General features: G+C 66.3%; 14 protein-coding genes and 1 pseudogene. All 15 read left to right on the top strand.

The window, feature by feature from the left end:
• Window positions 1–14 precede the first annotated feature (14 nt).
• The 15 genes and pseudogenes from N687_RS20640 to murG all read left to right on the top strand — a co-directional run bounded on the left by N687_RS20640 (window position 15) and on the right by murG (window position 18888).
• Window positions 15–964, top strand: a pseudogene (locus N687_RS20640) (hydroxymethylglutaryl-CoA lyase).
• Window positions 957–1739: an enoyl-CoA hydratase gene (locus N687_RS0103985; RefSeq protein ID WP_029420627.1), complete on the top strand. Its 783-nt coding sequence runs from the start codon at window positions 957–959 to the stop codon at window positions 1737–1739. The pseudogene N687_RS20640 and the gene N687_RS0103985 overlap by 8 nt, the downstream one beginning before the upstream one ends.
• A gap of 92 nt (window positions 1740–1831) precedes the next feature.
• Complete coding sequence (locus N687_RS0103980) at window positions 1832–3370, top strand: acyl-CoA carboxylase subunit beta (protein ID WP_029420626.1); 1539 nt, start codon at window positions 1832–1834, stop codon at window positions 3368–3370.
• 39 nt (window positions 3371–3409) lie between these two features.
• Window positions 3410–4426, top strand: coding sequence for an NADH:flavin oxidoreductase/NADH oxidase (locus N687_RS0103975; RefSeq protein ID WP_029420625.1), 1017 nt, complete (start codon window positions 3410–3412; stop codon window positions 4424–4426).
• A gap of 28 nt (window positions 4427–4454) precedes the next feature.
• Window positions 4455–6092 (top strand): bacillithiol biosynthesis cysteine-adding enzyme BshC, encoded by a 1638-nt coding sequence (bshC, locus tag N687_RS0103970; protein WP_029420624.1) that lies wholly within the window; start codon window positions 4455–4457, stop codon window positions 6090–6092.
• A 274-nt stretch (window positions 6093–6366) separates the two neighbouring features.
• Entirely contained in the window at window positions 6367–6798 is a 432-nt protein-coding gene (gene mraZ, locus N687_RS0103965) for a division/cell wall cluster transcriptional repressor MraZ (RefSeq protein WP_029420623.1), read from the top strand.
• A gap of 36 nt (window positions 6799–6834) precedes the next feature.
• Window positions 6835–7773, top strand: coding sequence for a 16S rRNA (cytosine(1402)-N(4))-methyltransferase RsmH (gene rsmH, locus N687_RS0103960; RefSeq protein WP_269320482.1), 939 nt, complete (start codon window positions 6835–6837; stop codon window positions 7771–7773).
• Window positions 7774–7801: 28 nt separating this feature from the next.
• Complete coding sequence (locus tag N687_RS0103955; RefSeq protein ID WP_029420621.1) at window positions 7802–8185, top strand: septum formation initiator family protein; 384 nt, start codon at window positions 7802–7804, stop codon at window positions 8183–8185.
• Between the two features lie 17 nt (window positions 8186–8202).
• Window positions 8203–10443 (top strand): penicillin-binding protein, encoded by a 2241-nt coding sequence (locus N687_RS0103950; protein WP_051662925.1) that lies wholly within the window; start codon window positions 8203–8205, stop codon window positions 10441–10443.
• Between the two features lie 217 nt (window positions 10444–10660).
• Window positions 10661–12586 (top strand): stage V sporulation protein D, encoded by a 1926-nt coding sequence (locus N687_RS0103945; RefSeq protein ID WP_029420619.1) that lies wholly within the window; start codon window positions 10661–10663, stop codon window positions 12584–12586.
• A gap of 59 nt (window positions 12587–12645) precedes the next feature.
• Window positions 12646–14145: a UDP-N-acetylmuramoyl-L-alanyl-D-glutamate--2,6-diaminopimelate ligase gene (locus N687_RS0103940; RefSeq protein WP_051662924.1), complete on the top strand. Its 1500-nt coding sequence runs from the start codon at window positions 12646–12648 to the stop codon at window positions 14143–14145.
• A gap of 3 nt (window positions 14146–14148) precedes the next feature.
• On the top strand, window positions 14149–15120 hold the full coding sequence (gene mraY, locus N687_RS0103935) for a phospho-N-acetylmuramoyl-pentapeptide-transferase (protein ID WP_029420617.1): 972 nt from the start codon (window positions 14149–14151) through the stop codon (window positions 15118–15120).
• A 19-nt stretch (window positions 15121–15139) separates the two neighbouring features.
• Complete coding sequence (gene murD, locus N687_RS0103930; RefSeq protein WP_029420616.1) at window positions 15140–16495, top strand: UDP-N-acetylmuramoyl-L-alanine--D-glutamate ligase; 1356 nt, start codon at window positions 15140–15142, stop codon at window positions 16493–16495.
• A gap of 112 nt (window positions 16496–16607) precedes the next feature.
• A complete protein-coding gene (gene spoVE / locus N687_RS0103925) occupies window positions 16608–17717 on the top strand; it encodes a stage V sporulation protein E (protein WP_029420615.1) in 1110 nt (369 codons plus the stop codon).
• A 52-nt stretch (window positions 17718–17769) separates the two neighbouring features.
• Entirely contained in the window at window positions 17770–18888 is a 1119-nt protein-coding gene (murG, locus tag N687_RS0103920) for an undecaprenyldiphospho-muramoylpentapeptide beta-N-acetylglucosaminyltransferase (RefSeq protein WP_029420614.1), read from the top strand.
• Window positions 18889–18892: the final 4 nt, after the last annotated feature.

Raw genomic sequence — 18892 nt, 5'->3', positions numbered from 1 at the left:
GGGAGGACGGGACGATGAGCCTACCGGAGGCGGTTTGCTTGTACGAGGTCGGTCCGCGGGACGGGTTGCAGAACGAGGCGCGCCCGGTTCCGGCCGAGGTCAAGGTGGAGATGGTCAACCGATTGGCCGGTGCGGGGTTCCGGTACATCGAGGTGACCAGTTTTGTGCACCCCAAATGGATCCCGCAACTGGCGGACGCCGACGAGGTGATGCGGCGCATCGAGCGCCGCCCGGGGGTGGTGTACAGCGCCCTGGTCCCCAACGAGCGGGGGCTGGAGCGCGCCCTGCAGGCCGGGGTCGGGGGCGTAAACGTCTTCCTGTCGGCCAGCGAGACGCACAACCGGAAGAACATCAACAAGTCCATCTCCGACACATTTCCAGTGCTTGCACCGGTCATCTCCGGCGCGAAGGCAGCAGGCCTGCCGGTGCGCGGCTATGTGTCGACGGCCTTCGGATGCCCCTACGAGGGCCCGGTGGCGGTGGAGCAGGTCGTGGGCATCGCCTGCCGCCTGCTGGAGCTGGGCGTGGATGAGCTGTCCATCGGGGACACCATCGGCGTCGCTGTCCCAACGCAGGTCACGGACGTCGTTTCGGCGCTGGCACGGGAGGTATCCCTGAATCAGGTGGCGCTGCATTTTCACAATACGCGTGGGACGGCCTTGGCGAACATCGTTGCCGGGATGACGGCGGGGATCCGGCGGTTCGACGCGTCGGTGGGGGGCCTCGGCGGCTGCCCGTATGCTCCGGGGCCACCGGCAATGTGGCGACGGAGGACGTGGTGTATTTGCTGCACCGGATGGGCGTTCCGACAGGGGTGGACGAGGCTGTGTTGGCCGAGACCACGGATTGGCTCGAGAAGGCCCTCGGGAAGCCGCTCGCGAGCCACGCCCGCGCGGTTCGCCGCGGGCAGGCCGTGGCATGCGTCGGGGCGGGTCGCGATCCGGAGGTGGCGGACCGTGGCTGACGCCGTGCTGTTGCGGGAGGCGGATGGCGGGGTGGTCACCCTCACCCTGAACCGTCCGGAAGCCGCCAATGCCCTGTCCGTGGCGTTGCTCGATGCGCTCCAAGTGGCATTGGACGACCTTCGGCACGATCCGGAGACACGCGCCGTCATCCTCACCGCGGCGGGGAACAAGGTGTTTTGCGCCGGCGCGGATCTGAAGGAGCGCCGCGGTATGGACGAGGGGCAGGTGCGGCGGACGGTGGATCGCATCCGCGGGGTCGTCGAACAGGTGGCCGCGCTGCCGATGCCGGTCATCGCGGCGCTGGAGGGATCGGCCTTTGGCGGGGGCTTGGAACTGGCGATGGCGTGCGACCTGCGTGTGGCGGCGCGTGGGGTGCGCCTCGGCCTGACCGAGACAAGCCTCGCCATCATCCCCGGGGCCGGTGGTACCCAACGCCTGCCGCGGCTGGTCGGGGTGGCGAAAGCGAAGGAACTGATCTTCACGGCGCGGAGGATCCCGGCCGAGGAGGCGTTGGCCATCGGACTCGTCAATCAGGTGGTGCCAGAGGGGGAAGCGTGGCGCGCCGCGCGGGCGCTGGCCGAAGAGATCGCGCAAAACGGCCCGGTGGCGGTGCGGCAGGCAAAATTTGCGATCGATCACGGTCTAAACGCCGATCTGGCCACCGGCTTGGCGCTGGAGCGGGAGGCGTACGAGCGCGTCATTCCCACCGAAGACCGGCGGGAAGGGCTGGCCGCCTTCGCGGAGAAGCGCAAGCCGCGCTATCAGGGCCGCTAGGCGAGAGAACACGCGGGACGAATACAAGTCTGTGCTGTGTACCCAGCGGTACACGGGGCGCGATACAGATGAAACCTCACGGGGGTGGCGTCATGGCCAACGAGGCACTGCGGGAGTCCCTTGCAGAGCGGGAGGCGCGGGCGAAGGCGGGAGGGCCGCCGCGCCATCATGAGAAGAACCGGGCTTCCGGCAAGCTGTTCGTGCGCGATCGATTGCGGCTTCTGTTCGACGACGGCCTGGAGACGGAGGACGGGCTGCTCGCCAACTGTCTGGCGGACGATCTCCCGGCCGACGGAGTGGTCACCGGCATCGGACGGGTGAACGGCCGTCCCGTGGCGGTCATGGCCAACGACAGTACGGTAAAGGCGGGCAGCTGGGGGTGGCGTACGGTCGAGAAAATCATCCGCATCCAGGAGACGGCGGAGAAGATGCGCATTCCGCTGGTGTACCTGGTGGACTCGGCGGGGGCGCGCATCACCGACCAAGTGGAGATGTTCCCCGGCCGGCGCGGGGCGGGGCGGATCTTTTACAATCAGGTGCGCCTGTCCGGGTCGATCCCGCAGGTCTGCGTCCTGTTCGGTCCCTCGGCGGCGGGCGGGGCCTACATCCCGGCGTTTTGCGATCTGGTCATCATGGTCGAGGGAAACGCCAGCATGTATCTGGGCTCACCCCGGATGGCGGAGATGGTCATCGGAGAGAAGGTGACGCTCGAGGAGATGGGCGGCGCGCGCATGCACTGCACGGTCAGCGGTTGCGGGGACGTCCTGGTGGCAGACGAGCAGGAGGCCATCGCGTCCGCGCGGGCGTACCTGTCCTACCTGCCATCCAACTGGGAGGAGACGCCACCGGTGGCGCCGCCCCGGGACCCGGCCCCGTTCGATCGGCCGCTGTCCCAGGTGATCCCCGAGAACCAGAACGCGCCTTTCAATATGTATGAGGTCATCGACCGATTGATCGACGCCGGATCGTGGTATGAAATTAAGAAACTGTTCGCGCCCGAGATCATCACCGGCCTCGGACGGATCGGCGGGCAGGTGGTCGGCATCGTCGCCAACCAGCCTCGCGTCAAGGGCGGGGTGCTGTTCGTCGACTCATCCGACAAGGCGGCCCGTTTCATCACCCTCTGCGACGCGTTCCAGATCCCTTTGGTGTTCTTGGCGGACGTGCCCGGCTTCATGATTGGGACCAAGGTGGAGCGCGCCGGAATTATCCGCCATGGCGCCAAGTTGATTGCCGCTGTGTCGGAAGCGACGGTGCCGAAGATCAGCGTGATCGTCCGCAAGGCGTACGGGGCCGGGCTGTACGCGATGGCGGGGCCAGCGTTCGAACCGGACTGCTGCCTGGCGTTCCCGAATGCGCAGATCGCCGTAATGGGGCCGGAGGCGGCGGTGAACGCGGTGTACAGCAACAAGATTCAAGAGCTGCCGGAGTCGGAGCGCGCGGCGTTCGTTGCCGCCAAGCGGGAGGAGTACCGGCAGGACATCGACATCTTTCGCCTGGCGTCGGAACTGGTGGTGGACGCGGTGGTCGATCCGGACCGGCTGCGCACGGAGCTGTCGGCCAGGCTCCAGGTGTACCGATCGAAGCGCCTGGATTTTGGCCGCCGCCGCCATCCGGTGTATCCTGTATAGGGCGCAACTGTGCGCGACAGACAGAGAGGGAGTGGACGCATGCCCGAATTGTTTGATCCTATCACGCTGCGCGGTGTGACCTTGAAGAACCGCGTGATCGTCTCTCCGATGTGCCAGTACCAAGCGGGCCCGGACGGTCGGGTCAACGATTGGCACATCGTCCATTACGGTTCTCTCGCCCTGGGCGGTGCGGGATTGATGTTCGTCGAGGCCACGGCGGTGGAGTCCCGCGGCCGGATCAGCGAGCGGGACCTCGGCCTGTGGTCGGATGAGCAGGTAGAGGGCATGGCTCGCGTAGTCGATTTTGCGCATCGATGGGGCACCAAGATCGGCGTCCAGCTGGCTCATGCCGGACGGAAGGCCGACTTGACCGAATCGATTGTCGCCCCATCGGCGATCTCGTTCAGCGAGCGCTACCAAAAGCCCGTGGCACTGGACGAAGAGAACCTGGATGCGATCGAACAGGCTTTTGCGGCGGCGGCCAAACGTGCGGTGCGGGCCGGTTTCGACGTCATCGAGATTCACGCCGCCCATGGGTATCTGTTGCATCAATTCCTCTCTCCTCTGAGCAACCGGCGGACGGACGCGTACGGGGGTTCACCGGAGAACCGGCTCCGCTTCCCGTTGCGGGTGGTGCGCGCGGTGCGCGCGGCGGTGCCCGAGGACATGCCGGTGTTCATCCGGGTCTCCGGCTCGGAGTACAGCCCCGATGGGTACACCATGGACGACATGATCCTGTACTGCCGGGCGTTCTTGGAGGCGGGCGTGGACGTCATCGACGTGAGTTCGGGCGGCAACTTGCCGGTGGCCCCCAAGGCGTACGCCGGGTACCAGGTGCCGTTTGCGGACGCCATCAAGCGCGCCACCGGCGCGGTCGTGGCGAGCGTCGGCATGCTCGATGACCCGCTGATGGCCGACTCGGTCGTGCAGGAGGGGCGCGCAGACATGGTGGCTGTGGCGCGGGGCTTTTTGCGCGACAAGCACTGGGCACACAACGCGGCCCGGAGGTTGAACAAGCCGGTGTCGGTCCCCCAGCCGTATCAGCGTGCCTATTGAGGGCGGTGAAGAGGGGGGAGAGGGAGCCATGGAGTGGACACGGAGACCGGAGGCCAGCGGGAACCGGTTGACCGACCTTCACCAGCAATCCTTTGGAACGGTGGCCCATCTGTTTGACGGGCAGGATCCGCACCGGGTCGAGACCTATCGGACGCGTGCGGAGGACCTGCTGCCGCGGTTTCCGGCTGCGCATCGGGAGGCGCTGGTCCGCGCTCTGGAAGCGTACATGACGCGCCTGGGGGCGCCGGCGCCGGCCATGGCCCAACTGGCCCGCCTGCGCGATCCGGAGAGCGTGGTGGTCGTCACGGGGCAACAGGCCGGCCTGTTCACCGGACCGCTGTACACCGTCTACAAGGCGCTGAGCGCCATCGGTTTGGCGCACCGTTTGGAACAGGCGTTGGGGCGGCCGGTGGTGCCGATCTTCTGGGTGGCCTCCGAAGACCACGACTGGGCCGAGGTCAACCACGCCTATGTCCTCGACGGGGCCGACGAGGTGCGTCGCTTGCACTTGACGACGCACGTGCAGGAACGCCAGATGGTGCACCACGTCCGGCCGACGCTGGCCGAGGTGGAGCGGGTCCTGGAGGAGGCGTACACCTGGCTGCCAGAGGCGCCGGACAAGGCGGATGTGCTGGCCGGCATCCGGGAGGCATTTCCCCCGGGTGGTACGATGGCGGAGTGGTTCGCCCGCCTCTTGTGGCGCCTGGTGGAACCCCTGGGGTTGGTGGTGCTCGATCCTTGCTTGCCGGAATTGCGGCAATTGGCGCGCCCGGTTTGGCGGTGTGCCATCTCACGCCGGGAAGCGGTGCAGGTGGCGCTGGACGAAGCGTATGCGGCTGTGGAGCGGCTTGGCGTCGAGCCGGCCGTGGTCCGGGACGCTGCGAACACAACCTTGTTCTATGTGGATGAACGGGGGCGCCGCTTCGTCCTCGAGGACGCGGGCGGCGGCCACCTGCAGGCGCGCGGGCTGGCCCTGCGTTTGCCGGCAGAGGATTGGCTGCGCCTGGCGGAGGAGCGTCCGACCGCTTTCAGCGCAAACGTGCTCCTGCGGCCTGTGGTCCAGGACACGCTGCTGCCGGTCCTCGCGTATGTGGGGGGACCGGCGGAGATCGCGTACCATGCATTGGCGCGCGGTGTGTTTCATGAGCATGGACATCTCCTGCCGCCGCTCGTCCTGCGGGATCGCGTGCAGCTGTACCCGCCGAGCGTGGTGCGCAACATGGAGAAATGGGCCGTTTCAGATGACATTGGTTCGCGGCCCGTGGATTTGGTTTCGCCAGCGCTGAGCCGTCTGGGGATTGACCGGGTGGCCGAGGCGACGGCTGGGTTTGTGCGGGAGAGCGAACGCCGGTGGCGAGCGTTCGCCGATGCCCTCGCGGATCTCGGTCCGCAGGTGGCGGCCATCGCGCACCGGCAGCTGGAACGGGAGAAGGCGGGCATCGCACGTACGCAGGCGAAGGCGCGCCGGCTGTTCGAGCTCCGGCACGAGGCGGAGGTACGGCAGTTGCGGCACATCGAGCGTTGGCTGTGGACGGACGGCAGCGCTCAGGAGCGCCGCCTGTGCCCGCTGAACATCTGGACGCGCTTTGGCGTCGCCTGGTTGAGGGAGCTCCCGTTTTGGGGGGACTTCACCCAAGCCGGCGCGGTCTACCACGTGCGCCTGTGAGGGGAAGGCCGCCAGGACTCCCTGAGGCTGCGGCAAACGAATATCGCTGTGGATGTCGTGGACGAACCACCCGGCCGGGGTACACCGGCGGGGTGTTTTTTTGTTTGGATCTCCACGCCTTCGAAGGCGTCCAGGCCGTCGAGCAAGATTTTTCGAAAAATCGTCGGCGCAGATGCAGGAATTTTTCCGTGTGGGGCGAAAACCATACCACAGTGGTGAGCAGTGGGGGAAAGTGGGGCAAAGTGGACTACTGGGGTGAGGTGGTGAGGGTCGCGTGTTCATGGGCGAGTACCAGCACACGCTGGACGAAAAGGGCCGTGTCACTCTGCCCGTGAAATTTCGCGACGAGCTGGGGCCATCGTTCGTGATGACCCGCGGCCTCGACACCTGTCTATTCGTATACCCCATGTCCGAGTGGGAGACGTTAGAGGCGAAGTTGAAGCGCCTGCCCATGACACGGGCCGACGCCAGGGCGTTTGTACGTTTCTTCTTCTCGGGGGCAACCGTGTGCGAGCCGGACAAGCAAGGGCGTGTACTGATTCCGGCCGGACTGCGGGACTACGCGAAGCTCGACAGAGATGTTGTTGTCCTCGGCGTGTCGAATCGTGTTGAAATTTGGAGCCACGCCCTGTGGTCGTCGTACGCGGAGGAGGCGTCGCAGTCGTTCGCCGAGATCGCAGAAAAACTGGTCGATCTCGATCTGTGACCCGCGCGTGCGCGACCGGGCAGGGAGATGAACGGATTGACATCTTTCGTACACGTCAGCGTGTTGCTGGAAGAGACCGTGGAAGGGATGGCGCCGCGCGACGGGGGGCGCTACGTCGACTGCACGCTCGGGGGCGGCGGCCACGCGCAACGCATCCTCGAAGCCAGCGCGCCGTCCGGACGCCTCCTGGCCCTCGATCAGGACGAGGCCGCCATCGCCCATGCCGGCGAGCGGCTCAAGCCTTATGGGGACCGGGTGATCCTGGTGCAGGAGAACTTTCGCCATGTCCGGCGATGCGTTGAGAGGGCCCAATTTGGCCCAGTGGACGGTGTGGTGTTCGATCTCGGAGTCTCCTCGCCCCAGTTCGATGAAGCGGAACGGGGCTTCAGTTACCGCCACGATGCGGCCCTCGACATGCGCATGGACCGCCGGCAGGCGCTGACGGCGGCGGATCTGGTCAACGAGGCGAGCGAGGAGGAACTGGCGCGGATCTTCTTTGAGTACGGCGAGGAGAAGTTCAGCCGCCGGGTGGCGCGGGCCATCGGGCGGCGGCGGGAGATGGGCCGCATCGAGACGACCGGCGAGCTGGCTGAGATCGTGCGGGAGGCGATTCCGGCACCCGCCCGCCGCAGCGGGCCGCATCCCGCCCGGCGGGTGTTCCAGGCGCTTCGGATCGCGGTGAACGATGAGTTGGGCGCGCTTCGGGAAGGGCTGGAAGGCGCATTTGCGGTGCTCGCGCACGGCGGGCGACTGGCGGTGATCACCTTTCATTCGCTCGAAGACCGTCTGGTGAAGAAGCGGTTCGCCGAATGGTGCCAAGGATGCGTGTGCCCGCCGGATTTTCCGGTGTGCACCTGCGGTCGGACGGCACAGGCGAGGCTGGTGACGAGAAAACCGATTGTGCCGAGTGAGGCGGAGGTCGCGGACAACCCGAGGGCGCGCTCCGCCAAACTGCGCATCCTGGAGCGATTGTGACACAGGCGAGCGTGAGGAGGTATCCATCATGCAGGCATTTAACCGAGCCGTGGCCGAGGACGTACGGGTGCACAGACCCTCGGCCCCCGCTTCGCGCCGTGAGGCGCAGCGGGGGGCGGCTGTCCAGACGCGGCGGTGGACGCGTTGGGAGCGTATCTCCACTCTGGCGTGCATCGCACTGTCGGCCGGGGTGGTTTGGTTCGTGGCCAGCACCGGAGCGGCCATCCAGCAGATGAGCAACCAAATTGATCGGCTGCAGACCCAGATCCAACGGGCGTCGGCGGAGAACGCCACCCTGGCCGCGCAGGTGGACACCTTGAGCAAGCCGGATCGCATCCTGTCCAAGGCGGAGAAACTGGGTGCGCGCTATGCCAGCCCTGTGCAGATTGTCCCCGGCACGGCCGGTCACTGACAGGGTGGTGGGCGCAGTTGCGGCACACCCAAGGTGAACCCCGCCTGCAGCGCGGCAGCCGGCGGCACCGCCGGCGCGTGATCTGGATGCAGGCTCTGTCGGTGCTCGCTGTCGGCGGCGTCGCCGTCCGGATCTTATATGTCCAGGGCGCATTCGGACCGAAGCTCTTGACGCAGGCCGCCGAAGTTCAGCACGCGACGCAGCCGGTCCTGGCCCAGCGAGGGGAGTTGCTCGATCGCAACGGGCACCGTCTGGCGTACGACGTGCCCGCCTATCTATTGGACATCCGAACCGGCGGTTTCTCTGACCTGTCCCAATTGGCCGGGCAGCTATCCCCGATCCTCGGCAAGCCGGCGAATCAAGTGCTCGGGGTCCTGCAGCGCAGTCCCCACTGGGTGCGCTGGCCGGAACCCGTCCTGCAGCCGGCCAAGGATCAGATTCTCCAGGCCATCGGAAAGGCGCATCTGCAGGACGTGACGTTCACGCCGACGCAGGAGCGCTTCTATCCGTACGGGGATTTCGCGTCGAACACGCTCGGCTATGTCAACCGGGACGGCGTCGGTGCCGCGGGCCTTGAGGCCCAGTACAACAGCGTCCTGTCTGGGCACGACGGGGAGATGACCTATGCCAAGGACAATTGGGGATTTCCGTTGCAGACGACGGTGCAGGTGACGAAGTCGCCCGAACCCGGGCAGAACGTCGAACTGACCATCGACGAGACCATCCAGGGATTCGTCGAGAGTAAGATGAACGAACTGGTCGACAAGTACCACCCTGAGCACGCGGCGATTATCATCACCGATCCGAACACGGGTGAAATTCTCGGGATGGCCAGCCGCCCGTCGTACGATCCCAACCATTATGCGACCGCCGACCCGAAGGCGTTATCGGACAACTGGGCGGTCAACGACGCCTTCGAGCCGGGATCGACGTTTAAGGCCATCACGCTGACCGCCGGTCTGGCGACGAAGTCGATCACGCTCGATCAAACGGTGAAATCGGGCTCCATCACGGTGGCCGGACATCGCATCGGCGACTGGAACGGCAAGGGGTGGGGCACCATCACGTTCCGCCAGGCGCTGGAGTATTCGAGCAACGTGGGGTTTGCGACCGTGGCGCTCAAGCTCGGTTGGGATAACCTCCTGCACTACATGCAGGCTTTCGGCTTCCTGAACAAGACCGGGGTGGACCTGCCCGCAGAGGCCAGTTCCATTATCTTCCCGCCATCGTCGCGCCACCAGGTGCAGCTGGCGACCTCCGGCTTCGGTCAGGGCATCGCCGTCACCCCGATGCAGCAGATCGCGGCCTACGGCGCGATCGCCAACGGGGGGAAGCTGTTGCAACCGCATTTGGCAAAGGCCATCATCGATCCCGCCACCGGGAAGGTCGTGAAGCAGATCCAGCCGACCGTCCTCAATCCGCAGGTGGCGCCGCCCGACGTGATCAAACAGGTCAGCGACACGCTCGTCCTCGATATCACGCAGGGCATCGACGACACCGGCAAGATCCCCGGCTACGACGTCGCCGGGAAGACGGGCACCGCCAACGTGGCCGATCCGAAGACGGGCAGGTACTACAGCGACCGTCTGATTGTCTCGTTCATCGGCTACGCGCCGGCGAGCCACCCGCGCTTCGAGGTGTTCGTCACGCTGTACTGGCCGAAGACGGCGCTCGACAACACCTGGGGCAGCACCATCGCCACGCCGGCCGCACGCGATCTGTTGCAGGAGTGCCTCCAGTACGCGCACGTGCCGCCCGATCACCCGGATCAGGTCAAGGTTGCCTCGGTCCCGGCCCCGACGGTGCACTACGTCCAGACGCCGAATCTGTCCGGAAGGTCCCGGGTGGCCGCGGAAAAGGCCTTGGCTCAGGCAGGGCTCAAAGGCCAGTTCTTCGGCAACGGGCAGACGGTCGTCCATCAGTGGCCCCAACCGGGCATCGAGGTCGCTCAGGGGGACACGGTCTACGTCAACCTGGGCGGCGGGCCGGGCGGCAGCAGTGTGATGCCCGATCTGACGGGCACCTCGATGCGGGAGGCGGGCAACATCCTGGCGGCCCTGGGAGCACAGCTGGTGCCGAAGGGAACTGGCTTCGCGGTCAGCCAGTCGATCCCGCCGGGCCGTCCGGTCTCCCCCGGTGCCCAGGTGACGGTCACCTTCCAGCCGCCGGCCGATCCAGTGTCTGCCGCGGCAGCCGCCGCAGCGGACCGTGCCGTGGCCAATGGAACCGGTCGGGCGGGGCGACCGGTACCGGGGTGAGCAGCGGGGCGGGCAACGGCACCTAGGCGGGACGAGCCCGCGCTGCGGTCACGCATGAGCCCCATGTCGGCCGGCAACACGTTTCACACCGTCATCCGGATGTCCGCGGGCACACGCCCGCGGACATCCCCTTCTAGCCGACAGATTGTCCGCATAGGAATGATGCTGCAGACAACAACGGCAGGAGGCGACGGCTGTGCGAGTGACGCGGGGCATGATGCGGCGGCGCTTCGTCCTGTTGATGCTCGGCCTGATCACCGCCATCGGGGCGTTGATCGCCCGCCTGGCGTACATCCAGACCGTGCAGTCGCCGTGGCTGACCCAGCGGGCGTACGACCTGTGGCGGCGAGACATCCCGCTGGAGGGCAAGCGCGGCTCCATCCTCGACCGCAACGGGAAGGTCCTGACCTACACCGCGACGGCGCCGACCGTGATCGCCGTGCCGCGCCAGGTCAAGGACAAGGACGCCGCGGCGGCCAAGCTGGCCTCCGTGCTTGGGATGCCGGAGCAGAAGGTGCGGGATCTGCTCGGCCGGCGCCAACTGCTGGTGTACCTGGCGCCGGGCGACAGGCGGATCACGGAGGCGCAGGCGGAGGCGGTCCGGGCCCTCGGGATCCCGGGGGTGTACATCAGCGAAAAGGGGAAACGAGTGTACCCGTTCGGGACCCTGGCGGCGCAGGTGCTCGGCATCACCGGGGCGGACAACCAGGGCATCACCGGGATCGAAAAACAGTACGACAGCGTCCTGCAGGGCCAGCGGGGATCCATCACCCTGTTCGCGCAGGCCAACGGCGAACGGATGCCGGACACGGGGGAGCAGTACGTGCCGCCTGTGGATGGCCAGGACGTGCAGCTGACACTGGACGTGGGGATCCAACAGTTCGTCGAGCGGGAGATCGAGCAGGCGGTGGCAGAATACACCCCGGACCGGGCGACGGCCATCGTCGAGGACCCGAAGACCGGCGAGATCCTCGCCATGGCGAACTATCCGAGTTTCGATCCAAGCCACTGGCAGGACTTCCCACCCAACACATACAACCAAAACCTGGCCATTTGGCAGACGTTTGAGCCCGGGTCGACCTTCAAGGTCGTCACCCTGTCGGCTGCCCTTCAGGAGGGCAAGGTAAACCTCAACGACCGTTTCTACGATCCCGGCTACTACGAGGTAGCTGGACACCGCATCAAGTGCTGGAAGGCGGGCGGGCACGGCTCGGAGTCGTTCCTCAACGTCGTGGAGAACTCCTGCAACCCGGGCTTCATCGCGCTCGGCGAACGGCTGGGCAAGCAGACCCTGTTCTCATACATCCGCAAGTTTGGGTTCGGGTCGAAGACGGGGATCGACCTGCCGGGAGAGGGCAACGGCATCCTCTTCAAGCTGAATCAGGTGGGCCCCCTCGAGCTGGCGACCACCGCGTTCGGACAGGGCGTATCGGTCACCCCCATCCAGCAGGTGATGGCCGTCGGGGCGGTGGCCAACGGCGGGCTCTTGATGCAGCCGCACGTCGTCAAGGCCATCCTCGACCACGAGACCGGCGAGGTGGTCAAGACCGTCGACCCGGCGGTGGTACGACGGGTGATCTCCGAGCAGACTGCTGCCCAGGTGCGGCAGGCGCTGGAGAGCGTCGTCGCCAACGGCAGCGGGACCAACGCGTACGTCGAGGGCTACCGGGTGGCCGGCAAGACGGGGACGGCGCAGGTGGCGAAAAACGGGCGCTATGAGCCAGGTCATTACATCGTCTCGTTCATCGGGATGGCTCCGGCGGACGATCCGAAACTGGTCGCGTACATCGCCATCGACAATCCGCATCCGAAGGATCGGCCGGTGTTCGGCGGGCAGATTGCGGCGCCGATCGTCGGGCGCATTCTGGCGGACAGCCTGGCCTACCTCGGCGTGCCGAAGAGCACTCAGGGGTTGCCGAAGAAGCCCAAGTGGAACGACACTCCGACGGTGGAGGTGCCGAACTTCGTCGGCATGACGCTCGATCAGGCCAGACGGGCCGCTCTGGCCAGCGGGGCCCAACTTCAGACGGAGGTGCAGGGCAACGGCAAATACGTGATCTGGCAATCGCCTCAGGCGGGCCAGAAGGTGCCGGACGGATCGACCATCCGGCTGTATCTGGGGAACGTCAAACCGTCCGGCTGATTGACAACCGGGATGGAAAGCCATAGATTGGGCTGTGACAGGCGGAAGGAGGCTCACGGTTGCAACTTCAGACCCTGATTCGCCCGTTGCTCAAACGGACTTGGATTCATCCGGCGGATGTGGAGATCACATCGCTGACGGCCGATTCGCGCTCGGTCGAGCCAGGGGCGCTGTTCATCGCCATCCGGGGCTACACCGTGGACGGGCACGACTTCGCAGCCGAGGCTGTCCGGCGAGGCGCGCGCGCGCTGTTGGTCGAACGGCCGCTGGACCTGCCGGTGACGCAGGTGGTGGTGCCGGACACGCGTTTGGCGTCGGCCATCGTCGCCGACGTGTTCTACCGACACCCGTCTCGGCGGCTGCAGGTGATCGGCGTCACGGGGACCAGCGGCAAGACGACGGTCACGCATCTGATTGAGCATGTCCTCCACCAAGCCGGCTACGTCACCGGCCTGTACGGCACGGTCGGCAAGCGGATCGCCGGTGTCACCGAAGAGGTGGTCAACACCACGCCGGAGGCGGTGGAACTGCAGGCGGTGCTGCACGAGATGGCCGAACGCGGCTGCCGGTACGGCATCATGGAGGTGTCGTCGCACGCCCTGGAGTTGCGCCGGGTGGCGGGGACGCGTTACCATATCGCCGTGTTCACCAATCTGTCCCAGGATCACCTGGATTTCCACGGGACCATGGACAGCTACCGGATGGCCAAGGGCAAGCTGTTCTCGCGCCTCGGCAACGTCTACGGAGACGATCCCGCGAGCCAGTCCTTCGCCGTGCTCAACGCCGACGACGAGGCGAGCGCCTACATGGCGGCGCAGACGGTGGTCGAGTGCGTCACCTACGGGATCGAACGGGAGGCGGACGTGCGGGCGACCGACGTGCAGGTGCGCCCAGATGGGGTCCGGTTTCATGTGCGCTCGTTCGCAGGCGAGGCGGACGTGGCGATGCGCCTGACGGGGCGCTTTAACGTCTACAACGCCCTCGCGGCGCTCTCAGTGGCGTTGATTGAAGGCATTTCGCTTCCGGACGCAGCGGCGGCCCTCGCTCAGGTGCGCGGCGTCCCGGGGCGCCTGGAGCGCGTGGGAGAAGGCTATCCGGTGACCGTGCTCGTCGATTACTCCCACAAGCCCGACAGCCTGGAAAAGGCCCTGGCGACCGTGCGTGAGTTCTCGGACGGGCGCCTGTGGTGCGTGGTGGGCTGCGGCGGCGACCGCGACCGCGGGAAGCGTCCCGTGATGGCCCGGATCGCCTGCGATTGGAGTGACGAGGTCCTTTTGACGAGCGACAACCCGCGCACAGAGGATCCGGAGCGGATTCTCGACGACATGGTTTCGGGCGTGGCGGACCGGAGGGGATGGCGGCGCATCACCGACCGGGCCACTGCCATCCGCACGGCGATCGCGGAGGCCGCGCCGGGCGACGTCGTCTTCATCGCCGGGAAAGGGCACGAGACCTATCAGATCATCGGCCGTGAGAAGATCCATTTCGACGATCGCGAGGTGGCCCGGGCGGCCCTGCGGGACCGTTTCGGGGAGGCGGCCGGGCGCAAGGAGGGATGACGGGTGGACATGCAGGCCCTGCTGTTGACGGCGGCGGCGGCGCTGGCCATCTCGGTGCTGCTCGGCCCCATCTGCATCCCCATCCTGCACCGGTTGAAGTTCGGCCAGCGGATCCGCGAGGAGGGTCCGAAGCACCACCAGACGAAGGCGGGTACCCCCACGATGGGCGGGGTGATGATAGTCTGCGCGGTGCTCCTGACGACGATGAAATTCGCGGCCAACAGCGTGGAGATGGCCCTTTTACTGTTGGCGACCGTGGCGTTCGGGGCCATCGGCTTCATCGACGATTTCATCAAAGTGGTCAAGAAACGGAATCTCGGCCTGACGGCCAGACAGAAGCTGGCCTTGCAGGTGTTGGCGACACTGGCCGTGTTCGCGGTGTTGTGGTGGCATTGGACGCAGATTGGTCAACCCTTCCAGGTGGCGGTGCCTTTCACCGACATCGTCATCCCGCTCGGGGCCGCCTACGGCGTGTTCTTGTTGTTGATCCTGCTCGCGACGACCAACGCTGTCAACCTGACGGACGGGTTGGACGGGCTGTTGGCCGGCACCGCCGCGACCGTGTTCGCAGCCTATGCGTTATACGCCCTGTGGCATACGGAATACGATGTGTCGCTGTTCTGCACCGCGATGTTCGGTGCCCTGCTCGGTTTTCTGGTGTTCAACCGGCACCCGGCAAAGGTGTTCATGGGTGACACCGGGTCGCTGGCCATCGGCGGCGCGCTGGCGATGGTGGCGGTGCTCACCCACAGCGAACTGGGGCTCATTCTGATGGGCCTGGTGTTCGTGGTCGAGACGCTGTCGGTGATCATCCAGGTGTTTTCTTTTCAGGTGTTCGGGCGGCGGGTGTTTCGCATGAGCCCGCTGCATCACCACTTCGAACTCGCCGGGTGGTCGGAGTGGGAAGTGGTGATCGGCTTTTGGCTGGCGTCATTTCTGTGTGCGTTCGGCGGCTTGGCGCTGTTGACGCACTGACGCGTGAGGGGGACCAGCGATGGAATTGGCGGGTAAACGCGTATTGGTGATAGGTTTGGCGCGCAGCGGCGAGGCCGTGGCGCGCCTTCTTCTGCAGCGCGGCTGCCGGGTGACCGTCAATGACGGGCGCGAGCGCAAGGCGGACGAGCCCGAGGCCGAATCACTGGAGGCGATGGGGGCCACTGTCCTGTTCGGCGGCCACCCGCTGTCGCTGCTCGACGAGCGGCCGGATTTCATCGTCAAGAACCCGGGCATCCCGTACGCCGTGCCGCTGCTGCGCGAAGCGCAGCGGCGAGGGATCCCCATTTACACGGAAATTGAGGTGGCCTCTTGGGTGACCCGGGCGCCTATCGTGGCCATCACCGGATCGAACGGCAAGACGACCACCACGACGCTCGTCGGGGATATGCTGGCGGAGGCGGGCCTGTCGCCGATGGTCGCGGGCAACATCGGCCGCGTGTTCGCCGGGGTGGTCGATCAGGTCCGCCCCGAGCAACCGGTGGTGTTGGAGGTGTCGAGCTTCCAGCTGGCAGGGGTGGAGACGTTTCGGCCGCGCGTGGCGGCGCTGCTCAATCTGTACCCGGCCCACCTCGACTACCACGGTACTTTCGAGTCGTACGCCGACGCCAAGTGGCGGATGTTCAAAAACATGACCGGGGATGACGTCGCGGTGCTCAACGCGGACCAGCAACTATTGCGTGAGCGGGCGAAGACCCTGTCCTGCCGGGTGGCCTGGTTCAGCCGGCGAGAGCGCGTAGCGGAGGGGGCGTGCATCGAGGACGGCGAGGTGGTGGTCTACGGACGGGGCCAGCGCCGGCCGGTGCTGCCGGTGAACGCCATCGCCCTGCGGGGCGAGCACAACCTGGAGAACGCCCTGGCCGCGTGCGCCATCGCGGTGGCAGCGGGGGCATCCCCTTCCGACTGCGCGGCGGTGCTCAGGCGTTTCCGCGGAGTCGAGCACCGGCTGGAGTTCGTGCGCGATGTCGGAGGGGTTGCCTATTACAACGACTCGAAATCCACCAATCCCACTGCCGCGCTTCAGGCGCTCCGGGCATTCGAAGGGCGGATTGTGTGGATCGCCGGGGGACTCAATCGGGGAGACGATTTTTCGCCGTTGGTGCCAGAAGTCCAGCGTCGCGTGAAGGCCGCGGTGGTCCTTGGCCAGACCGGCCCCGCGCTGGCCACGGTGTGCCGGGCGGCAGGCGTCCCTGCCGTGGAGCCGGTGCAGGCCATCGAGCAGGCGGTGCTGGCGGCCGCCCGCCTCGCTGAACCGGGCGACGTGGTTCTCCTGTCTCCGGCGTGTGCGAGTTGGGATATGTTTTCCTCCTTTGAGGAGCGGGGGCGCATCTTCAAGGAAGCCGTGCATAGATTATAACGAGTTGTCCCATTGGCGGGACGTGTACGGCGTCCACCGTCCCCGGCCTGTGCAGGGAGCGGTGGACGCCCGCCCGCCAGAACGCCGGCTGTCCTTGGGGAGGTGTCTTCGCTTGCAACGCGCCTGGGAGAAGTTTGACATCGTGATCGTCGCCGTGACCCTGGTTCTCCTCGGCATGGGCCTCGTGATGGTGCACAGCGCCAGTTCCGTGATCTCCGCGCAGAAATTTCACGACGCGTTTTTTTACGCCAAGCGTCAACTCCTGTGGGCCGGCCTAGGGCTCGGATCGATGTTTACCCTGGCCAATTTCGACTATCACCGCTTACGCCGGTACGCCCCTCACATCGCCGCATTGAGCTTCCTGTTCTTGGCCGTCGTCCTCATCCCGGGCGTGGGGCAGATCCGCGGGGGTTCCCGCGCTTGGCTCGGCATCGGAACGTTCGGCATCCAGCCGTCCGAGTTTGCGAAACTAGGGCTCATCCTGTTTCTCTCCCACTACCTGGCGGACGCCAGAGACCGCATGTACAGTTTTTGGCGCGGTTTTCTCCCCCCGCTGTTGCTCGCGCTGACCGCGGTCGGGCTGATCATGCTCGAGCCGGATCTGGGGCAGAGCGTCGTCATCATGGGCACCACGGTGATCCTCCTGTTCGCGGCAGGTGCCCGCGTCGCCCACCTTGCGGGCCTGGCCGGCCTCGGCCTGGTGGGATTCGCGGGTCTGGTGGCGGCCGCGCCATACCGGATCAACCGAATCCTCGCGTTCCTCGACCCGTGGCAGGACCCTCTAGGTAATGGATACCAGGTCATTCAATCCCTGTACGCCCTGGGCTCAGGTGGCTTGGTTGGGCTCGGGCTGGGGAACAGCCATCAGAAGTACCTGTACCTCCCGGAACCTCAGACGGATTTCGTCTTCGCCATCCTCGGCGAGGAGCTCGGGTTCCTCGGTTGTGCCGCCGTGTTGTCCCTATTCGCCGTGTTGGTGTGGCGCGGGTTTCGCACGGCGATGTTCGCCCCGGACGATTTTGGCGCCCTCTTGGCGAGCGGGATCACCGGCATGATCGCCGTGCAGGTGCTGATCAACGTCGGCGTGGTGACCGGGTCCATCCCGGCCACGGGGATCACGTTGCCGTTCATCAGCTTCGGCGGCTCCTCGCTCACCCTGATGCTGACCGGCGTCGGCATCCTCCTCAACATCTCCCGCCAGTCTGCGTACCGAGTCGCCTGACAAGTGTCCGCTCTGCTATGATGAGGGCGGACGACAGAGGCGAGGTGAGGGTATGCGCGTGGTCTTGACGGGCGGCGGTACAGGGGGGCACATTTACCCGGCCATCGCCCTGTGGCGCCGCATGGCGCGCGAACTGGGCCAGCTGGACGTGTTGTACATCGGCTCAGAGCGCGGCTTGGAACGGGACATCGTGCCGCGCCAGGGATTATCCTTTGCCGCCATCCCGGCGGCGGGCCTGAAGCGGGAATTGAGCCCAGCCGCCGTGCGGACCCTGGTGACGACCTGGCGCGGATACCGGCAAGCGCATCGGCTGCTGCGCAGCTTTCGCCCGGATGTGGTGGTGGGCACCGGCGGATATGTGACATTGCCGGTGGTCTTCGCCGCCAGCAGGCGCGGGATCCCGTCAGTGGTGTGGGAGGGCAACGCGCGCCCGGGCTTGACCAATCAATTGTGCGCCCGCCGCGCTCATGCGGTGGCAGTCTCGTTTCCGGATAGCGAACGCTGGTTTCCGCGCGCCCGGCGGGTGGTCGTGACGGGCAATCCGCGGGCGAGCGAGGTGCTCGACGTCAGCCTCGACCGCGTGGCGGCGGCACAACGCGAATATGGTTTGGATCCGGACCGCAAGCTGGTGGTGTGCTTCGCGGGCAGCCGAGGTGCCGAGACGGTCAACCAAGTGGTGATGGAACTGCTGCCGCGTTTCGCGGACCGTCCGCAGTGGCAGCTGCTGTACGTCACCGGCGGGGCGCACTACGATGAAGTCGAGGAGAAGGTTCGGCGCGGCGTGGGCCAGGTCCCCGGCAATGTGCGCCTCGTTCCGTTCGTGCACGACATGCCGCCGGTGCTGCGTCAGGCGGAGGTGGTGGTCACACGGGCCGGCAGCTCGACGCTGGCGGAGATCTGCGCGCTCGGGCTGGCGGCTGTCCTCATCCCCTCCCCGTATGTCACCGCGAATCATCAAGAGGAAAATGCCATGCGGCTTGCGGAACGGGGAGCGGCTTTCGTGATCCGCGAGCGGGAACTGTCCGCGGACCGGCTGTGGGAGGTATTGACCCGTGTGTTGGATGGCGGAGAGGGTGCCCGCTTGCGTCACGCCGCACGGGCCCTGGCCACACCCCGGGCGGTGGACGACCTCTTTGAACTGGTGATGGAAGCGGCGTCTGCGAAGCGTTGATCCG

The sequence above is a fragment of the Alicyclobacillus macrosporangiidus CPP55 genome, from assembly GCF_000702485.1.
Taxonomy (GTDB): Bacteria; Bacillota; Bacilli; order Alicyclobacillales; family Alicyclobacillaceae; genus Alicyclobacillus_H; species Alicyclobacillus_H macrosporangiidus_B.
Note: the sequence above shows the minus strand (reverse complement) of the source record. Positions and strands in the feature narration are given on the sequence as shown.

Bases quoted from the DNA above. Each gene is read 5' to 3' on its own strand.
- N687_RS0103980 (WP_029420626.1), top strand. From the start codon at position 1,832: ATGGCCAACGAGGCACTGCGGGAGTCCCTTGCAGAGCGGGAGGCGCGG.
- N687_RS0103975 (WP_029420625.1), top strand. From the start codon at position 3,410: ATGCCCGAATTGTTTGATCCTATCACGCTGCGCGGTGTGACCTTGAAG.
- bshC (WP_029420624.1), top strand. From the start codon at position 4,455: ATGGAGTGGACACGGAGACCGGAGGCCAGCGGGAACCGGTTGACCGAC.
- N687_RS0103955 (WP_029420621.1), top strand. From the start codon at position 7,802: ATGCAGGCATTTAACCGAGCCGTGGCCGAGGACGTACGGGTGCACAGA.
- N687_RS0103945 (WP_029420619.1), top strand. From the start codon at position 10,661: ATGCGGCGGCGCTTCGTCCTGTTGATGCTCGGCCTGATCACCGCCATC.
- murD (WP_029420616.1), top strand. From the start codon at position 15,140: ATGGAATTGGCGGGTAAACGCGTATTGGTGATAGGTTTGGCGCGCAGC.
- murG (WP_029420614.1), top strand. From the start codon at position 17,770: ATGCGCGTGGTCTTGACGGGCGGCGGTACAGGGGGGCACATTTACCCG.